Annotated in this window: 15 protein-coding genes and 1 tRNA gene; 12 read left to right on the top strand and 4 right to left on the bottom strand. The window is 72.3% G+C overall.

Going from position 1 to position 18,732, the window contains the following annotated elements; all coding sequences use genetic code 11:
* Positions 1 to 354: 354 nt before the first annotated feature.
* The 5 genes from KUM39_RS24450 to KUM39_RS24470 all read left to right on the top strand — a co-directional run bounded on the left by KUM39_RS24450 (position 355) and on the right by KUM39_RS24470 (position 3,830).
* Positions 355 to 645, top strand: a complete 291-nt coding sequence (locus KUM39_RS24450) for a hypothetical protein (protein ID WP_217787929.1) — start codon at positions 355 to 357, stop codon at positions 643 to 645.
* A 161-nt stretch (positions 646 to 806) separates the two neighbouring features.
* Positions 807 to 1,307 carry a DUF5949 family protein gene (locus tag KUM39_RS24455; RefSeq protein WP_217787930.1) on the top strand — a complete coding sequence of 167 codons (501 nt, stop codon included), beginning with the start codon at positions 807 to 809 and terminating at the stop codon, positions 1,305 to 1,307.
* A 363-nt stretch (positions 1,308 to 1,670) separates the two neighbouring features.
* A complete protein-coding gene (locus tag KUM39_RS24460; RefSeq protein ID WP_217787931.1) occupies positions 1,671 to 2,183 on the top strand; it encodes a hypothetical protein in 513 nt (170 codons plus the stop codon).
* Between the two features lie 107 nt (positions 2,184 to 2,290).
* Complete coding sequence (locus KUM39_RS24465; RefSeq protein WP_372455808.1) at positions 2,291 to 2,980, top strand: tyrosinase family oxidase copper chaperone; 690 nt, start codon at positions 2,291 to 2,293, stop codon at positions 2,978 to 2,980.
* On the top strand, positions 2,964 to 3,830 hold the full coding sequence (locus KUM39_RS24470) for a tyrosinase family protein (RefSeq protein WP_217787932.1): 867 nt from the start codon (positions 2,964 to 2,966) through the stop codon (positions 3,828 to 3,830). The genes KUM39_RS24465 and KUM39_RS24470 overlap by 17 nt, the downstream gene beginning before the upstream one ends.
* Positions 3,831 to 3,916: 86 nt before the next feature.
* On the opposite strand, the gene KUM39_RS24475 is transcribed toward KUM39_RS24470, so the two are convergent.
* Positions 3,917 to 4,186, bottom strand: coding sequence for a chaplin (locus KUM39_RS24475; protein ID WP_217787933.1), 270 nt, complete (start codon positions 4,184 to 4,186; stop codon positions 3,917 to 3,919).
* Positions 4,187 to 4,377: 191 nt separating this feature from the next.
* Here KUM39_RS24475 and KUM39_RS24480 point away from each other — a divergent pair, with 191 nt between their 5' ends.
* Positions 4,378 to 7,686, top strand: coding sequence for a type ISP restriction/modification enzyme (locus tag KUM39_RS24480; protein ID WP_217787934.1), 3,309 nt, complete (start codon positions 4,378 to 4,380; stop codon positions 7,684 to 7,686).
* 26 nt (positions 7,687 to 7,712) lie between these two features.
* On the opposite strand, the gene KUM39_RS24485 is transcribed toward KUM39_RS24480, so the two are convergent.
* Positions 7,713 to 8,117, bottom strand: a complete 405-nt coding sequence (locus tag KUM39_RS24485) for a hypothetical protein (RefSeq protein ID WP_217787935.1) — start codon at positions 8,115 to 8,117, stop codon at positions 7,713 to 7,715.
* Between the two features lie 818 nt (positions 8,118 to 8,935).
* Here KUM39_RS24485 and KUM39_RS24490 point away from each other — a divergent pair.
* Positions 8,936 to 10,066 carry an AbeC-like domain-containing protein gene (locus tag KUM39_RS24490; protein ID WP_308288227.1) on the top strand — a complete coding sequence of 377 codons (1,131 nt, stop codon included), beginning with the start codon at positions 8,936 to 8,938 and terminating at the stop codon, positions 10,064 to 10,066.
* Entirely contained in the window at positions 10,063 to 10,458 is a 396-nt protein-coding gene (locus KUM39_RS24495) for a hypothetical protein (protein ID WP_217787936.1), read from the top strand. Before KUM39_RS24490 ends, KUM39_RS24495 begins: the two co-directional genes overlap by 4 nt.
* A 70-nt stretch (positions 10,459 to 10,528) precedes the next feature.
* On the opposite strand, the gene KUM39_RS24500 is transcribed toward KUM39_RS24495, so the two are convergent.
* A tRNA-Arg gene (locus tag KUM39_RS24500) sits at positions 10,529 to 10,601 on the bottom strand.
* A gap of 273 nt (positions 10,602 to 10,874) precedes the next feature.
* Between KUM39_RS24500 and KUM39_RS24505 the strand changes: the two genes are divergently transcribed.
* The 4 genes from KUM39_RS24505 to KUM39_RS24520 all read left to right on the top strand — a co-directional run bounded on the left by KUM39_RS24505 (position 10,875) and on the right by KUM39_RS24520 (position 17,544).
* Complete coding sequence (locus KUM39_RS24505) at positions 10,875 to 12,491, top strand: dynamin family protein (RefSeq protein ID WP_217787937.1); 1,617 nt, start codon at positions 10,875 to 10,877, stop codon at positions 12,489 to 12,491.
* Positions 12,492 to 13,016: 525 nt separating this feature from the next.
* Positions 13,017 to 14,882, top strand: coding sequence for a YfjP family GTPase (locus tag KUM39_RS24510; RefSeq protein ID WP_443732243.1), 1,866 nt, complete (start codon positions 13,017 to 13,019; stop codon positions 14,880 to 14,882).
* 367 nt (positions 14,883 to 15,249) lie between these two features.
* Positions 15,250 to 15,804, top strand: coding sequence for a single-stranded DNA-binding protein (locus KUM39_RS24515; RefSeq protein ID WP_217787939.1), 555 nt, complete (start codon positions 15,250 to 15,252; stop codon positions 15,802 to 15,804).
* A gap of 324 nt (positions 15,805 to 16,128) precedes the next feature.
* Positions 16,129 to 17,544, top strand: a complete 1,416-nt coding sequence (locus tag KUM39_RS24520) for a TQXA domain-containing protein (protein ID WP_246620670.1) — start codon at positions 16,129 to 16,131, stop codon at positions 17,542 to 17,544.
* 136 nt (positions 17,545 to 17,680) lie between these two features.
* On the opposite strand, the gene KUM39_RS24525 is transcribed toward KUM39_RS24520, so the two are convergent.
* Positions 17,681 to 18,559: an SGNH/GDSL hydrolase family protein gene (locus tag KUM39_RS24525; protein WP_308288228.1), complete on the bottom strand. Its 879-nt coding sequence runs from the start codon at positions 18,557 to 18,559 to the stop codon at positions 17,681 to 17,683.
* Positions 18,560 to 18,732 lie beyond the last annotated feature (173 nt).

Here is an 18,732-nt window from a genome sequence, read left to right on the forward strand (position 1 = left end):
CCGGGGGGGGGGGGGCCGGGGCGGTCCGGGGGGGGCGGGGGGGGGGGGTGGGGGGGGGGGGGGGCGGGGGGGGGGGGGGCGGTCGGGGCCCGCGTGGGTGGGTTGGTGGGTGCGGAGGTGCGGGGCGGGTGTGAGGGCCCGCGTGGGTGGGTTGGCGCGAGGCGGGCGAGGCGGGCGTGGCGGGCGTGGGGACGTGCGGTGGCGATGACGGTGACGGTGGCGGGGAATCTCATATGTCTTCTCGGTGCGGGGTTTCCGGCCGGTTCGGGCGTCGTTAGGCACGGCGTCACCGGCCGGACCCGGCAAGGGCGCCGACCGGTGACGAGTCGCCGAGTTGCCGAGGAAAGGAACCCGATGAAGTCCCTGAAGGCCGCCGCTGTCATGGTCGGCTCCGTGGCTCTCGCCGGTGCCGCCGCGCCCGCGTTCGCCCAGAACGCCGCCGAGCTGACGCCCACCAGCCTCAATGGCGCCGTCAACACGCTCACTTCGCACCCCCTCACCCTTGAGGACGCGATGCCGCTCCGGCACCAGTCCGACGCGCTGGACACCGAGAACAAGGACTCCGTGCTCAGCACCGTCAAGGGCACGACCACCGCCCTGAACCAGCACAACCAGCTCCTCGGTGGACTCCCGCTGCAGAGCTGAGCCCTTCCGGGGCCGCATCAGGGCCGGTACCGCACAGCGCGGGACCGGCCTCCGGTGTTTCCGGTGCCGCTTCGCTCGATCGTGTGGAGCGGCACCGGGCACTGGTCCGTAAGGGTGAGAAGCCGCCGGGGCCCGCGGCGCGCCGTCGATATGGTCGCGCGGTGACCTCAACCACAAGCGAAGCCCGCCCCTTCCGCCCCGCCGATCTCGGCACGCTCGTCGTCCTGGCCTGGAGCGGCGAGGCGCCCGACGGCACCGACATGCCGTACCTGCTGGCCTACTCCCTCGGGGACACCGAGGGCGGTCCGGAGGCCACCGGCGCCGCGGTCGAGCACCTGCTCACCAGCAACGGCCTGCCGGTCGGCGGCGAGCTGGTGGACGGCACCACCAAGCCCAGCCTGCCGGTGACACTGCTGGTCGAGGCCGGTCAGGCCGTGGTCAACATGCCGCAGTTCGTCGCGCAGGCCGACGCCCCGCCGGAGTGGCTCGCCGCCGTCGGCCGCCGCGGTTACGCCTACCTCGTCTTCACCACCCTCGCCTGGCCCGAGGGCCGCCCCGGCAAGGTCATCGAGGCCGGGGAACTCGCCGCGTTCGCCGGTGCGGAGGAGACCCTGAAGTCCGCCGCGCACATCGTCCTCCCGGCCCGCAGCCTGCGTTCCTGAGCGCCCTGAGTGCCCGGGACGCCCGGGCGCCGTGGGTGGTGCCGCGACCCCGCGGGCCGGTGCGTGGTCCGGGCCCGCGGGATCGTACGGGCCGATCGTCGCCTTGTCCGACGACCGTTCGTACGACGACCTTTTATGCGACCACCTTTCATGCGATGACCGTTCGTGCGACGACCCGCTGTACGACAAGGTGCTGTACGACGAACGAAAAGCCCATGAGTGATGAGTCGATGAACCGGTGGGCCGATGGACGATCAGCCGACGATTGCTGCGACCGGAGGAATTGTGAACGGGTCGCGTTTTCCGGCTCGTTGGGCGGTACGGACGTGAACCTCCCGCAATCCGAAAGGGACCGTACCTGACATGAAGTCCACCACCCGAGGAACCCTTGCCGCCGTCGTGACGGGCGTCGCGGCCACCGTGGGCGCCGCCGTGCCCGCCGCAGCCGTCGGTTCGGTGCCCGTCCCGGTGCCGCTGGACGGCGTCTCCCAGTCCCTGAACATGGAGGTGCCGAAGGTCGCCCTCGATGTGCCGCTGCTGACACCGGGCGCCCCCGACGGCCCGCGCTACGTCACCGGCCGACTCGTCCCGGACCGCACCCTTCCGCAGCTCCCGCTGACCGGTGCGCTGCCCGGCGCGGACGTGCGGGCGCCGCTGCCGCGCGTCCTCGGCGACGACTTCGACCACGTCGGCGTGGACGCCCCCGCCTCCGACCTGCACACCCTCGCCCCCGGGCTCTCGGTGGACGCTCCGCTCACCCAGCCGAACCCCGACAACTACGGCCTGCCGGACCTGAAGCTGCCGCAGGTGGGCGTGCTCACCCCGATGTTGCAGACGGTGCCGGGGGCGGACCTGGGCATGGGTCCGGGGCTCTGATCCACGGGCTGTTTTCGGGAGCCGGGTGACCCCGGCCGCTCTCCGCCGTTACCGGTACGGACATCCGGTTCCCCGCGACCGGATCCGTACCGGACGAGGAGTGAGACATGGGCGTGGGAACCGGTGAGGGCCCGGCGGTGACCGGTGAGGGCCGAGCGGTGACCGGTGAGCGGCGCGGACCCGCCGCCCGGCACGTACGCCGCCGGGAGACGGTGCGGGGGCTGCTGGCGGCCCTCGCCGCCCTGGTGGGCGCGCCGCTGCTCGGGGCCTCCCGAGCGGGACCGGCACGGGGGGCGGAGCCGGGGGCGCCGGACGTGTGGCCCCCACACATGGGTTCGTCCCACATGGGGGCGTCCCACATGGACGCTTCGCACATGGGGTCGTCGCACATGGGTGCCGGGGAGCACGGTGGTGTTCTGCCGGAGGGCCCGGAGCGGGCGGTGCCGTTCGAGGAGACCTACCGGGGCCGTCGGCTGCGGGGCGGGCCGGTGCGTGACGCCGCCGGGCGGTCCACGGACGAGGGCGCGTGGGAGATCACCGTGGACGGGCGCCCACTGCACCTGATGCGACGGGCCGACGGCACCTGGCTCAGCATGGTGGACCACTACACCTCGCACCCGACACCGCTCGGCGCGACGCGGGCGGCCGTGGACGAACTGGGGCCCGGCCGTCGGCTGCGCGACCTGATGTCCGGCCCGGCCGGGCACCGGCATGGGACGCCGGACACGGGCGGCACGGCGGCGACGGGCACGGGGATGACCAACGGGATGGGGGCGGACAGTGGCGTACGTACGTAAGAACGTGGGAGCGCTCGGCGCGAGCGAGCGGCGGCGGTTCGTGAACGCGCTGCTGGAGGTGAAGCGGCGCGGGGAGTACGACGACTTCGTGCGGCTGCACCTCGACCACTACACCTCGGACGGCGAACGCGGCCTGCGCAGCGCGCACATGACCCCGTCGTTCTTTCCCTGGCACCGCGCGTTCCTGCTGGAGGTGGAGCGCGCGCTGCAACGGGTGGACTCCTCGGTGACCATCCCGTACTGGGACTGGACCAGGGACCGTACGCGTACCTCGGTGCCGTGGACCGCCGACCTGCTCGGCGGCGACGGGCGGCGCTCCGACCGGCAGGTGACCACGGGGCCGTTCGCGTACGGCACCGGGAACTGGACGCTCACCGTCGGCGTCACCGACGCCAGGTTCCTGACCCGCGACCTCGGCCGCGCCGCGTCCCCGATCGAACTCCCCACCGAACCGGACGTGAAGACGGCCCTGGACGACCCGGTCTACGACGTACGCCCCTGGGACTCGACGGTGAAGAGCGGGTTCCGCAACCGGCTGGAGGGGTGGGGGACCGGCAGCGGCAGCGCGTCCTGGCGGAACCACAACCGGGTGCACCGCTGGGTCGGCGGCGCGATGATGGGCGGCGCGTCCGTCAACGACCCGGTGTTCCTGCTGCACCACTCCTTCGTCGATCTCCTCTGGCAGCGCTGGCAGCGCGCCCACCGCGAGCACCGGTACCTGCCCGCCAACCCGCCGCCGCTCGGCGATCTCCAGCACGGCCGGATCGTCTCCCGCCACGAGAAGCTGCCGCCGTGGGACATGACACCGGACCAGCTGGAGGACGTGGCGCGGATCTACCGCTACGCCTGACGTTCCGGGACGGGGGGAGCCCCGGCGCTTCGTGGCGCCGGGGCTCCCTTTTCGTACCGTGCGTCTGCCGCGCGAGTGGGGCGTGGTCAGCTGCCGTAGCCGTAGTCGCCCTGCTCGCCCATGTTGGCGCAGGTGTTGCCGAAGGCGGGGTTGAGCAGGCCGATCACATCGACCGTGTTGCCGCACAGGTTGACGGGCACGTTCACCGGGACCTGGACCAGGTTGCCCGAGCCGACACCGGGCGACCCGGCCGCCGCACCCTGGGCACCCGCGTCCGCGAGGGCCATACCGGCCCCACCGAGCATCACGGCACCCGCGCCGAGCGCGACGACGGCCGCCTTTGCGATGCGAGACATCACGTTCTCCTTCGTTACTGGAAAGCACGACGACAGGACCAGCCGCCGCGCTGCCCCTTCAACGGCGGGGTGTGGGGGGTGGTCACGGGGGAGGCCGGGCGGGCTTGCCGGGAGATCCGGCTCACGCGCGGTCTTCTCACGATGACTTTGCGTCCGTACGATCGCTGGTCTGACGCGATCCAGGGGGGAAGATGTCAGGGGGGACGGACGGCTGGCTTCTCGCCGCTGTCGCGGAGTTCGGGCGTGCCTGCAAAATCAAACTCGCCGGTGGGGGAAGCCAGGAAGCCGCGATCCGGGCTCCGCTGGAGGCGTTGCTGCGGGCGGTCGGAACGCATCACTCGCGGCCTGATGTCTCGTGGCACGACGAGTACGCGGTGCCCGATCTCGGAGTGCGCCCGGACTACGCGGTTCGCACGGGCGGCGAACTGACCGGGTACATCGAGCTCAAGAAGCCAGGACTGGCCGTGAATCCCGAGACCTTCGGGAAGGCCAACCGGGAGCAGTGGGAGAAGCTCAGGAATCTCCCGAATCTGCTGTACTCCAACGGCACCGAATGGCGACTGTTCCGGGACGGGCAGCAACTCGGTGAGGCGGTCTACTTCAGCGGCTCGCTGCGCACGGCGGGTGACAGGCTGGCGCCCGCGGTGCCGGAGGCGTTCGACGCGCTGCTCAAGCAGTTCCTTCTGTGGACTCCGCCGGACATCACCCGCGTCGCGCGACTCGTCCAGCACGTGGCGCCCCTGTGCCGTCTGCTCCGTGGTGCCGTACTCGAACAACTTGCGGCCGAGGCACGATCGTCGAGCCGGGACGACGACATTCATGCCCGTCCCTTCACCGGGCTGAAGAACGACTGGCGTCGGATGCTGTTCCCGTCGGCCGACGACGAGACGTTCGCCGACGGTTATGCCCAGGCTGTGACCTTTTCCCTGCTTCTCGCCCGTTCCGAGGGCATCCTCCGGAGCGGGAACGACGGCCTCCACGAGATCGGCCGACGGCTGGACGCCGATCACGCCCTCATGGGGAAGGCGCTGCAACTCCTCACCGACAATGTCAACGAGCGTTTCGGCGTCACCCTCGAACTCCTCCGCCGCACGATCGCCAAGGTGGACTGGCCGGCCATCCGCGCGGGCAACCGTGACGCCTACCTCCACCTGTACGAGCACTTTCTCCGGGTCTACGATCCGGAGCTGCGGCAGCGGAGTGGTTCGTACTACACGCCGCACGAGGTGGTGCTGGAGATGGTGCGCCTCACCGAGGACGTACTGCGCACCCGGCTCGGGCAGGAGGCGGGATTCGGCAGCGACGGTGTACGAATCGTCGATCCCGCGATGGGCACCGGGACCTTCCTCAGCACGGTCATCGAGCGAGTCGCCGAGCAGGCCTCCGACAGCTCCGGTCCCGCGATGGCCGCGGACGCCATATCGAGGCTCGCGCCCCGCCTGTACGGCTTCGAACTCCAGATGGGGCCGTTCGCCGTCGCGGAACTGCGTGCGTCCGACCTCCTCAAGCGGTACGGGGCCGTGCCGCCGGACGGCGGCCTCAACCTCTTCGTCACCGATACGCTCGACAACCCGTTCGTCGAGGACGAGTATCTGGCGTCCACGTACGGCGCGCTGTCCGATTCGCGGCGGCGTGCCAACGATGTCAAGGCCAATGTCCCCGTCACCGTCGTCATCGCCAACCCGCCCTACGACGACAAGGCCGAGGACCGCGGCGGCTGGGTGGAGAAGCGGGCCGACCGGCGGGATGTGCCGCTGCTGGACGCCTTCCGCCTTGCCGGGAACGGGCGTTACGAGCACGTACTCAAGAACATGTACGTGTACTTCTGGCGCTGGGCCACCTGGAAGGTCTTCGACGCGCATGACGGCGAACGGCACGGGGTGGTCTGCTTCATCACCCCGTCGGGCTGGGCGACGGGGCCCGGCGGGCGGGGGATGCGGGAGTATCTGCGGCGCACCTGCGACGAGGGCTGGATCATCAACCTGTCCCCGGAAGGGCACCGTTCGGACGTGGCGACCCGCGTGTTTCCCGGAGTCGCCCAGCCACTGGCCGTCTCGATCTTCGTCCGCAGAGCCGGAGTCGAGCGTGCCGACGACCATCGGGCGAGGGTGCACTACCGCGCCGTCGCGGGACGCCGGGCGGACAAGTTCGAGCAGTTGCGCGACATCGGCATCGACGACGGCGGCTGGCGCGAGGCCCACTCCCTGAGCCCGCGGCCGTTCACCCCGCGCAGCCAGTCGGGCTGGGAGGAGTTCCCCGCACTCCACGACCTCTTCCCCTGGGGGAGTTTGGGGGTGACGCCCAATCGGGCGTGGGTGACCGATCCGTCGATGGAGGTCCTGCGTCAACGGTGGACCACGCTGATAAGGACCGACGATCCGCTCGTCAAGGCGGAGCAGTTCAAGGAGACCCGCGACCGCGACATGCGGGCGAGGAAGGAACCCTTGCCGGGCCGGGCCGCTCATTCGGGCCCGATGTCCCAGGAGCGGGACGTCCGCCCGGACCTCATACGCACCGCGCTGCGCAGTTTCGACCGGCAGTGGCTCATAGCGGACCAGCGTGTACTCGACTATCCGCGCCCCGACCTCTGGGCCTCTCTTCAGCGCGGACAGATATTCCTCAACCAGCAGTCGGCGCACGAGATCGATTCCGGTCCGGCCGTGGTGGCCACTCATCTCATCCCGGACACCCATCACTTCAACGGCCGGGGCGGCCGCGTACTGCCGCTCCTGCACCCCGACGGATCGCCCAATCCGCCACCCGCGCTACTCGATCACGTGGCCCGTCATACCGGACAGGACTCCGTGACGCCGCTGGATTTCGCCGCCTACGTCATGGCGGTCGCCGGACACCGTGCGTTCACGGAGAAGTTCGCGGAGGAGCTGCTCACGCCAGGGGTACGTGTGCCGCTGACCTGCGACGGTGCTCTCTGGGAGCGGGCCGTCGCGTCCGGCCGGGAAATCCTCTGGGCCTCGACCTACGGCGAGGTACTCGCGGACCCGGCCGCGGGAAGACCTGCCGGGGACGTGCGGTTCCCGAAGGGGGACACGCGGCAGGTCCGTTACCTCACCCACATCGGCGGCGGGATTCCCGATCGGCTCGATTACGACCCCGCCACGCGGACGCTGCGTCTCGGAGCGGGGTCGTTCTGCCCCGTCCCGGAGCCGGTCCGTTCCTACGACGTGGGCGGGATGAACGTCGTCGGCAAGTGGTTCGGCTATCGCAAGGCCAGGCCCACCAGCAAGCGGACGAGTCCGCTGGACGACATTCACGCCGGGACCTGGCCGCACGAATGGACGACGGAGCTCGTCGAACTCCTCTCCGTACTGCGCCGCCTCACCGATCTCGCGCCCGTCCAGGCGGATCTTCTGGAGGAGATACTCGCGGGCCCGGTGATCACCGAGACGGACCTGATCGGGAGCGGGGCGCTGCCCGTGCGGGCCGCCGCGCGCAAGGCCCGGCACGCCGCCGCGTCCGACACCCTCTTCGGCGTCGTGTGAAGGACCGGCGCGTGAGTACGGGTGCTTCAGCCCCGGCCCAGGTCGGCGAGTGCCTCCGCCAGGGTGCGCGAGCCGTCCGACAGCATGCGGACGGCCTGCGCGAAGCCCGGGTCCTTCGCACCGCCCGCCTCGGCCAGTCGTGCCACCTCGCTCAACCTGAGCTCGGCGGCTTCGTACACGGCACGGAAGTGCATCGCGGCGCCCAGGTCGGTGAGACGGAGCGCCTCGCCCGTCACGACGACCAGTTTCATCCAGCGCAGTGTCGGCAGGGCGTCCCTGGCCAGGTCGGCGTCAGTGCCGTCCACGGCCAGCGCCCGGGTGAAGGCCGGACGGTCCGACGGGTCGGGGAGAGGGCCGTCGGAGAGGCGGGCCAGCAGTTGCCACTGCATGTCCGTCAGATCCAGGTGGGGCAGATGTGCCGCAGGGTGCATGAGGCCATGCCTAGCATGCCGGGCCGACAGCGGGCTGAATTCGGCCAATCCTCGCCAGGGTGGCGAGGTGCGCACGCCATGTCGTGTTGGTGATCTGGCCGCCGCCGTTGTTCACGACAATGATGCCCGCCGTACCGGAGAACGGGGGCGACGGCATGAGACTGGGGCGGGGGCCGGGTGTACGAGGGCGCGGGGAGAACGAGGCGGGAGGGTTTCCGGGCATTCCGGTCCAGGCGGGGCCGCCGACAGCGGGCGCCGATGGCGCGGACCAGGTGGATCCCGGTTCGTCGGAGGTGACCCGGCTGCTGTGCCAGGGCGTCTATGCCCGTCCGGACCGGGTGAAGCCACTCGGCGCATGGTGGCGCGCGATCCGGGGCCGAGGCGGACAGCCCGACAGGCCGCGCCGCAGCGCCCGCAGGCGTATCTATCTGGAGGGCAGTGACGACTGTCCGCCGCTGGGTGAGCCGATGGCCCAGTGGGTCGTCGATCACGTACTGCACGGGCCTCCGCTGCCTGTCCCGTCGTACGGGTTCGACGTGGTGCCGGTGGCCGCGCACGGGCTTCGCGCACGGCGTCGTCGATGGGCACGGCGTCTGGCGATGCTCCTGGTGGTCGTGGCCCTCGCCTACGCCGTTCCGTGGGCTGCCGCGGTCTGGGGCGGTGCCGTGCTCGTGGCGTTGCTGACGCGTTGGGCGGCGGCTCGGGCGGCACGTCGCCCCAGGAGATCCCGGTTGGCTCCAGCACCACGTGTCGCCTATCTGGCCCTGTGTGTCCCCTGGCTGTTGGCCGCCCTTCCCTTCACGCCGGTGGACGGCGAAGTGACAAGCCCACGAGTCGAGTTGTCGCTGCTGCCGTTCGCCCTGCTCGTCGGTGGCGCGCTGGTGTGCTCCGTGGACAGGCTCGCGGCTCGCACGGCCCTGAGCCGTCTGGCCGGGGGAGAGGTGGCGTCTGGCCGACTGCCGTGGACGGCCGGAAGGGGTGCGCGTCGGCTGGCTTTCCTGGCAGAGGCGCAGACCCGACCCGAGCTTCCCTACGACGATCCGGAGCGTTTCGTCGGCGCCGGGCGCTACGTGTGGGGCATCGCCGACATGAACGTCCCACTGCGGCCCAAGGATGCGGAGGCGTCGGTCAAGTCCTTCGAGGACGAGGAGTTGCTGCGCCGGATGGGCGTGGCGCTGCGCGACCTGGGCCGAGGCGCACGGGAGATCACCGAACCGCTCCCCGGTTTCTCGGTCGCTCAGGTGAAGGGCCTGCCGTCGGCCCTGTGGCTTCGCCGTACGCGGGTGGCGAAGCCGGCGGACCCGGATCTGCGGGGGCGCGGCCGGCTCTCGCCGTCGAGCGTGCCCGATCGGCTGTACTTGCGGGCGCAGTGCGTGAGCTGGGACGGGCAGGTCGTCGTCAGCGTCTTCGTCCATGCGGCGCTGGAGGCGGGGGAACTCCATCTGACGGTGCGGCCCCACGTCATGACCCCGCTGTACAACGAACTGCGTGTGACCGAGGCCCCGTTGGCGCGTCGGGGCGCCCGTCTGGCGGCCTGGCTCGGCGTGCAGTCGCTACTGGACGCCGCGGCGGGCCCCCTGGCGCTGTGGCGGTTCGCGGCCCGGCTCGGGCGGGGCCTCTCGGAGCGACCGGAGGAAGGCGGCGTCGGCCGGGGCGAGGAGAAGGACCCGGTGAGCGTGCGGGACCGCTACTCCGTCGAAGAGGTCACCGACATGCACCAGAGCGACGACGCGAAGAGACACGTCGTCCTCATGCAGACCTGCGTCTTCCGGACCGTCTCGGCGTACCTGGAGGAACTCGGTGTCGATACGGCGGCGTACGAACGTCAGGTGGCCGCGGTGATCACCAACATCCAGGTGTACGGCGACAACAACGCGCCGATCCAGAGCGTCGCGGGCAACAACATCGCCGGCGTGGGCCAGCACAACACTTCCCAAGGAGGACGATGATGATCGGTGGACGTCGCCCGGAGCCGATGCCCGGACACGGCTCGGGCACCAGCATCGGCGGGAACAACAACGCTCCCGTCCAGAACGTGGTGGGCCAGAACATCTCCCACGTCCATCAGTCGGCGTCGGTCCGTGGCACGACCGATGTCGAGGCCGTGCGCGGCCTGCTCGTCGCGTTCCGCGCCGACCTGGACCGCCACCGGGGAGCCGTAGCGACCGAGCCCGCGCTTCGCGGCATGACAGACGCGATCGACCATCAGCTTGCCCTCCCGGCACCTGAGACGAACGCCCTGCGCCAGATGGCCCGGACGCTTCCGGCGCTGGTGCTGGGGACGGTGGTCCAACAGGGCGGTGAGGCGCTCGCGGACGCGCTCACCGGGTGGCTCGGCTGAGAGTGCCGGGGCGACCGGCGAGACCGTCCGGACGACGAGAGGCCCTCCCGCCCGGGAGGGCCTTGACGCGCGCCCCCGGCAGGACTCGAACCTGCGGCCAAGCGCTTAGAAGGCGCCTGCTCTATCCACTGAGCTACGGGGGCCAGGTGCGGGACAAGGATAAGGGTCTTGGTTCCTCGGCCCTGTCGCTTCGCCTCCGTGGCTCGATGTGGAGGTTCGGTGAAGCGGTCTCGATAATCGCAGGCAGGTGCGAATCGCGCACCGCTTTTGGCCCGCGCGGCACAGGGTGTTGTGCACTCGTTACGCGCCTGGACTACGGGGGTGTCCCGGTCGCCCTTTAGGTCGGTTGTGTCCAATCGGCACGCAGAGATGTCCATATGCTTCAGAAATCCCCTAAAATTGGGCATTCTTCGCATGTGGTGACCTTGGACGTACGGCCTCAGTTGATCGACACACTCTCCGCGCTGCGCGACCGTGTCGCCGCCGCACGCTTTCCGCTGCCCCTGGCCGGGGCCCCACGCGCGCGTGCCAACCGCGACGAACTCCTCGCGCAGCTCGACGACTACCTCGTCCCCCGGCTGCGAGATCCGGGGGCGCCGCTGCTGGCCGTCATCGGCGGCTCCACCGGCGCGGGCAAGTCCACCCTGGTGAACTCCCTGGTGGGACGCCGGGTCAGCGAGGCCGGTGTGCTCCGGCCGACGACCCGTACCCCGGTCCTCGTCTGCCACCCGGAGGACCACCACTGGTTCAGCGACCTGCGCGTCCTGCCCGGCCTCGCCCGTGTGTGGGAACCCCGGCGGGACGGCGGCGACGACCTCGCCGTGCCGGGCGGCGACCGCGAGGAACCCGGCGGCGCGCTGCGCGTGGAGACCGCCGACAGCATCCCGCCCGGACTCGCGCTGCTCGACGCCCCCGACATCGACTCCCTGATCGCCGGGAACCGTGTCCTCGCCGCCGAGCTGATCTGCGCCGCCGACGTCTGGGTCATGGTCACCACCGCCGCCCGCTACGCCGACGCCATCCCCTGGCATCTGCTGCGCGCCGCCAAGGAGTACGACGCCACCCTGGTGACCGTCCTCGACCGGGTGCCCCACCAGGTCGTCGCCGAGGTCTCCCGGCAGTACGGCGCCCTGCTCACCAAGGCCGGGCTCGGGGACGTCCCCCGCTTCACCGTGCCCGAACTGCCCGAGTCCGCCTGGGGCGGCGGGCTGCTGCCGATGAGCGCCGTCGCCGCGCTGCGCACCTGGCTCGTGCACCACTCCCAGGACGCCCCCTCCCGCCGCCAGGTCGTCTCCCGCACCGTCTACGGCCTCCTCGACTCCCTGAAGTCCCGGCTCCCCGAGCTGGCCGCCGCCTCCGCCACGCAGTACTCGGCGGCGCTGCGGCTCACCGCCGCCGTCGAGGGGGCGTACGACGCGGAGTACGCCCGCGTGCGCGCCCGGCTCCAGTCCGGTGCCGTGCTCTCCGGGGACGCCCTCAAGCGCTGGCGTGCCTTCCCGCTCGACTGCACCGCGGGCGAACTGCTCGACGCGCTGGTGGAGTCGCTGGCCTCGCTGCTGGTCTGCTCGGTCACGGCCGCCGACGAACGGGTCGCGGAGGCGTGGCGGCACGAACCCGCCGCCGAGGCCACCGGACTCGCCGCCGGTGACGCCGCTCCCGAGACCGCCGAGCACCGCATCGGCCTCGCGGTACGGCGCTGGCGGCGCGAGCTGGAGGAGTACGCCGAGGACGAGGTGCGTGACCTGGAGCGCAGCACCGCTCCCGACGCCGAGGCCGTCGCCGCCCAGGTCGCCACCGCCCTGCTCGGCGGGCGCCGGGCGCGCGGCGCGGGCGAGTCCCTCGCCGACCGGCTCGGCGCCCACGGCGCGCTCCGGCTGCGCGACCGCGCCGGGCGCCTGCTGGACGACCTGGCCGACCGCGCCGTGCAGAGCGAGCGCGAGCGGCGCCTCGCCCCCATCGACGCCCTCGACGTGCACGCCGACCACCAGGCCGAACTCATCGCCGCGCTGTCCGTACTGCAGAAGGAGAGGTGACCGGTGAACGCCGTCACTGACCAAGATCACACGGATCACCCCGATCAGACGGATCACTCTGATCACGGGGGTCTCCCCGGGTACAGGGGTCGCCCCGATCACGAGGGTCGCCCCGATCACGAGGGCTGGGCGGATCACGGCGGCCGGGCGGATCAGGCGGGTCACTCCGATCGCCCCGCCGATCGCCATTCCGGGCAGCACGTCGAGCAGAAGTCACAGCAGTCACAGCAGTCACAGCAGTACCGGCGGCAACAGACGGGTCGAGCGGGTCGTATGGACGACATGGAACACACCGGGCGGGTGGAGCACGGCGCGGCGGAGGCCGGGGGGACGGTGAGTGAGGGGCGGCCGGGCACGGAGGCGGGCGCTCCGGGCGGCTCCGTCACGGCCGAGATTCCGGCGGGGCGGACGCCCATCTCCGCGGCGGCCCCGGAGCCGCGGGTTCCGTCGGCTCAGTCGTCATCGACGGTCCAAACCTCCCGAGGCTCTGAGATCACCCCGGTTTCCGGGGCCGGGGCGTCGGGGGTGGAGCGCTCCGCTCGGGGGAAGGGCGGCGACAACTCCGACACGCCGGCCGCTTCCCGTACGGGAACCCCTGAGAGCAACGGCACCGGCACCGGCACCCCCACCGGCACCGGCTCGGGTGCCCACGCCGGAGCCGAGGGGGCCGGTGAGGTCTGGGGCGACGGCCTGATCGCCCGCCGCGTCACCGAGAGCAGCGCGGCAGCCCTCGCCGCCGAGCGGGCCGCCGTACTGGAGACGCCGTCGCGCAGCCCCGTGGGCGTGTCGCCCGCGCCGCTCGCGTACGACGGGCCGCTGCGTTCGCGCCTCGACGCGCTGCGCGAACTCGTCGGGCTGTCCCGCGCGCGGCTGGACGGCCGGACGCTCGCGGAGGCCGGGCGGGTGCTGGACGAGGCGGCGGCCCGCCGCAAGCTCTCCGGACGGCACACCGTGGTCGCCATCGCGGGCGCCACGGGCAGCGGGAAGTCGCAGCTGTTCAACACGCTCGCAGGGGTGCCGATTTCGGAGACGGGCGTACGGCGTCCCACTACGGCCGCGCCGATCGCGTGCAGTTGGAGCGACGGAGCGGCGGGCCTCATCGACCGGCTCGGCATCCCCGGACGGCTCCGGCGCCGCCCCCTGCACAGCGCCGAGGGCGACGGACAACTGCGCGGCCTCGTCCTGATCGACCTGCCCGACCACGACTCGGCCGCCGTCGAACACCGCGTCCAGGTGGACCGCATCCTCAAACTGGTCGATGCCGTCATCTGGGTCGTGGACCCCGAGAAGTACGCGGACGCCATGCTGCACGAGCGGTATCTGCGGCCGATGGCCGGGCACGCCGAGGTCATGTTCGTCGTGCTCAACCAGATCGACCGACTGCCCGGCGAGGCCGCCGACCAGGTGCTGGACGATCTGCGGCGGCTGCTCGACGAGGACGGCATCGCGCTCGGTGAGTACGGCGAGCCCGGCGCGACCGTGCTCGCGCTGTCCGCCCTCACCGGCGACGGGGTCGGTGATCTCCGCGAGTCCCTGGGCGACTTCGTCGCGGAGCGTGGGGCCGCCGCCCGGCGGGTCGCCGCCGACCTGGACGCGGCGGCGGCCGAGCTGCGGCCCGTGTACGCCAACGGCCGCACCACCGGGCTGGCCGAGGAGGCGCGCGAGGAGTTCGCCGCGCGGCTCGCGGACGCCGTCGGGGCCACGGCGGCCGGTGACGCGGCCGAACGCGCCTGGCTGCGCAACGCCAACCGCGCCTGCGGCACGCCCTGGCTGCGGCTGCTGCGCTGGTACCAGGGCCGGGGCGAGCACGGCGGCACCGGCAAGATGGTGGTGCGGGCGCAGGAGGACGCGGAGACGACCGCCCGGCAGCGTGTCGAGCAGGCGGTGCGTTCGGTGTCCGAGCGGGCCTCGGCGGGGCTGCCCACACCGTGGGCGCAGGCGGTGCGCGAGGCGGCGACGCGGGGTTCGCAGGGGCTGTCGGAGGCGCTGGACGAACTGGCGGCCGAGGCGGGACTGCCGCCGGGCCGCCCGCCCCGGCCGGGCTGGTGGCCCGCCGCCGTACTCGTCCAGGCATCAATGACCCTGCTCCAGATCGTCGGCGGGCTGTGGCTGGCCGGGCAGATCGCCGGGGTGATGGCCCCCAACCTGTGGGTGCCGGTGCTGCTGATGATCTGCGGCATCGTCGGCGGGCCGCTGGTGGAGTGGAGCTGCCGGATGGCCGCGAAGGGGCCCGCGCGGCGGTACGGGCTCGACGCGGAACGCCGGCTCCGGGAGGCGGCGGCGAGTTGCGGGCGGGCCCGGGTGCTCGATCCGCTGGCCGCGGAGTTGCTGCGCTACCGGGAGGTCCGGGAGCAGTACGGGAGGGTGGTCCGGTCGGGGGTTTCGTTGTAGGGGGCGCGGTACGGGGTTTCCCGTACGGGTTCGCCGCTGTACGGGGCCGCCGCTCTACGGGTTCGCCGCTGTACGGGGTCTCCCTGCGGGTTCGTTGTTCCGGGACCAGGTCCGCCACTCGATCGGGTGGCGGACTTTTCCACAGGTACGGGGGTCGTCCACAGCGTCCGGCGCGATCGGCGGGGCCGGGGCACTCTGCATGCACGGCGACCGCGTCGGGGGTTCGTGAACCGGGGTGGCGTCGGCGGTGCGTGCGGTGGGTGTACGGGGATTCCGTGCGGGCCCGCGTATCGGAGCGACCGCCGTGCGGGAGGGGCCCGTGCGGGATTCCGCCCGGTGTTCGGGGCGGGCGAGGGAGGGGTTCGGGATGAACGAGACCGTGGTGTGTGTGGTGGGGAACGTGGCGACACCGCCCGCGTACCGGGATCTGCCCACGGGGCCGTCGGCGCGGTTCCGGCTGGCGGTGACCGCGCGGTACTGGGACCGGGAGAAGAACCTGTGGACCGACGGGCACACCAACTTCTTCACGGTGTGGGCCAATCGGCAGCTCGCCGGGAACGTGATGGGCTCGGTGGAGGTGGGGCAGCCGGTGATCGTGCAGGGGCGGCTGAAGGTGCGCGCGGAACAGCGCGAGGGGCAACCGGCCTGGGCCTCGGCGGACATCGACGCGGTGACGATCGGGCACGACCTGGCCAGGGGGACGGCGCTTTTCCGGCGGACGCCGCGGATGGACACGGTGGGGATCGGGGGTGCGGCTCCGGGGGTGGCGGGGGCGTCGGGGGTGGCGGGAGCTGTGGGTGCGGTGGGGGCTTCGGATGCGCGGCCGGAGCCGGTCTGGGAGACGCCCGCCGCTGCGGACGTGCCCGACGCGCCGCCGGGGAGGCCGGTGGCCGGGGTGGCGCGGGAACCCGTACTGGGGTGACGTGACGTGGGAAGGGACCGCGCGGGGAGACAGGGTGCGGGGGCGTGCCGGGGCCGGGGCCGGGGAGGAACCGTGGAGACCCTGTTACCGAACATCCTTACGGGGCAGTGGCTTTATCGACACCGTCGGCTCAAGTCCCGTCCTGGCGATAACGATTGCGGATCGGATCGTCCGTCGGATGATCCGACCGGCCGGGGGAGCTTGGGGTGGTCCATAGGATGCCGGTCATGCCCTGTGGGGCTGCTGATTCTGCTGGTGGGACCGCCCCCCACGTCCAACGGGTCCTGCTCGGAGGGGAATTCTGTGCTTACTGCGTTCTCTGGGTTGTCACGTTCCGTTCGGCCGGTCAGGGTCGCGGCCGTCGTGCTGACCTCCGGTCTGGTGGCCGCCGGGGTGCTGTCCGGTGCGGGTACGGCCGCGGCCGACGACGGGACGGGGACCCAGGACGGGAGCGGTGCCACGGCCACCGTCAACGGGCTGAAGACGTACGGCGAGGCCGTGTTCCACGAGGAAGGCGGAGCCGAACAGCGCCTACAGGCAGGGCTGTTCGAGATGTCCGTGGACGGCGGCGGCACCCTCCAGACGTACGGCGTGGATCTGCGCGCCCCCACCCAGCGGGACGCGCACTACCAGGAGACCGCCTGGAGCGGGACCTCGCTCGGCACCAACAGGAACGCCGGAAAGATCGGCTGGATTCTGCGGAACTCGTACCCGCAGGTGAACGACCTGGCGACGCTCGCCCGGAGGGCCGGGGTGAGCGGGCTGACCGAGCAGGACGCGGCGGCCGGTACCCAGGTGGCGATCTGGCGGTACTCGGACGGCGCCGACGTGGACGCGGTCGGCGCGCGCGCCGAGAAGCTCGCGGACTACCTGGAGAAGAACGCGCGCGGTTCCGCCGAACCCCCCGCCTCGCTGCGGCTGGACCCGCCGGTGCTCTCCGGGCGGCCGGGGGACGTGCTCGGGCCGGTGACCGTGCACACCAACGCGGGCAGTGTGACGGTGAGCCCGCCGGTGGACGCCACCGACGACGGGGTGCGGATCATCGACCGTACCGGCAAGGTGATCACGTCCGCGCGGGACGGCGGCCAGTTGTACTTCGACATCCCCGAGGACGCGGCGGCCGAGGCCGACGGGGCGGGGGCGGGGTCGGCGCGGATAGCGGTGCAGGGTTCCACCACCGTGCCGGTGGGCCGGGCCTTCGTCTCCGAGAGCCGCAGCCAGACCCAGATCCTGGCCGGGTCGAGCGAGTCGTCGGTGTCGGCGACGGCCGGTGCGACCTGGACGGCCGCGGGGACGGTGCCCGCCGTGTCCGCCCGGACGGACTGCGCCAGGGGCGGGGTGGACGTCACCGCCGTCAACACCGGTGACCTGCCCTTCACCTTCACCCTGCTGGGTGCCGAGCACACGGTTCCCGCCGGAGCGTCCCGGACGGTGCCCGTCCCGCTGGCGGAGGACCGCCCCTACGACTTCGCCCTGACCGGCCCCGGAGGATTCGACCGCCGCTTCACCGGGGTGCTCGACTGCGCGACGCGTGACGCGGTCACCACGAAGTCCACGCGGACCCTCACCGGGCCTGCCACCGCGCTGCCGGTCGTCTCCCCGGCCCCCCTGGACACCGACCTCGCGGCCACCGGCGGTTCCGCGATCACCCCGATGATCGCCGGACTGGCGATCGGGCTCGTGGTGATCGGCGGGACGGTGCTGGTGGTGCTGCGCAGGCGCGAGGAGCTGGGGGAGTAGCCGAGGGCCCGTCGGTCCGGAGCGGTGGCGGACCGGCTCCGGGAGCGGTGGCGGGCGTGGCTCGGGAGCCGGGCTGTCGCTCCGGACCGGTGGGACCCGTGACCCAGGTCACCGGCCCGGAGCGGGGACCCGTCCGCTACCAGAGGTGGCGGACGCAGCGCAGGGCGCGGTCCACGGCGGCGGACATGGCCTGCTCGCCCCGCGCGTTGGGGTGGGCGGGCGCGACCGGGGGAGCGGTCACCAGCGGCTCGATCCAGCGTCGGCCCTCGGGCTGGCACATGTCGTGGCCGATGCTCGGGGTGTAGGTGTCCACGTACCGGGCCCCGGCGGAGCGGGCCTGCCGCGCGAGCATGCCGTTCAGCTTCTTGGTGGTGTCGCGCAGGTAGGCGAAGTCGCCCATCGCCAGTGGCACGGTGCCGCTGGTGCAGCCGGTGCCGTCGTCCGGGAAGAGCGCCGGGTAGCCGACGACGAGGATCTTCGCGTGGGGCGCCCGGCGCCGCACGTCGCGCAGGACGGAGGAGACCTTCGGACCGGTCTGGTCCACCAGCTCGGCCAGCCGGTCGGTGCCGTCGGCCGTGAAGTGCGTCTTGCAGGGTGCGCCCGCCGGATCGGACGAGGTGAGTCCGGCGCACGTGGCGAGATCGTCCGTGAAGTGGATGTCGTTGCCGCCGATGGTCACGCTGACCACGTCCGTACCGGCGTTGACCGCGTCGAGCTGCGGCGCGAGCCCGTTCTGGGAGCCGGTCAGGTCGGCGGTCGTGGCCCCGGAGCAGCTCACGTCCGTCAGCCGCCAGCCGTGGCTCCTGGCCGTGAGGGACGGGTAGTTGCCGTCCGACCGTCCGCACGCCGCGTCCACCACCGAGGGCACACCGGGAGCGGCGGCGTACGAGTCACCGAGCGCGGTGTAGTCCACCGCACGCACCGACGCCTGTGCCGTCCCCGGCAGCCCCAGCGCCAGTGTCCCCGCCACCGTCGCCACCGCCCCGACGGCCAACCGCCTTGATCTGAAGCCCACGTGAACCTCCTGCTCGCCATGATGTGAACGGGCTGCGCAGACCCGCCTGTGACACGGGGACGGGGAGGGAAAGGTTCACACCACGCCGAGCCCCCCAGGAACCCCCCGGCCCACCCGGAGCCCCGGCACCCCGGAACCCCGGAGTCCCGGCCCCCCCCCGGAGCCCCGCGGAC

The organism is Streptomyces corallincola (genome assembly GCF_019104725.1).
In the GTDB taxonomy this organism is placed as follows: domain Bacteria; phylum Actinomycetota; class Actinomycetes; order Streptomycetales; family Streptomycetaceae; genus Streptomyces; species Streptomyces corallincola.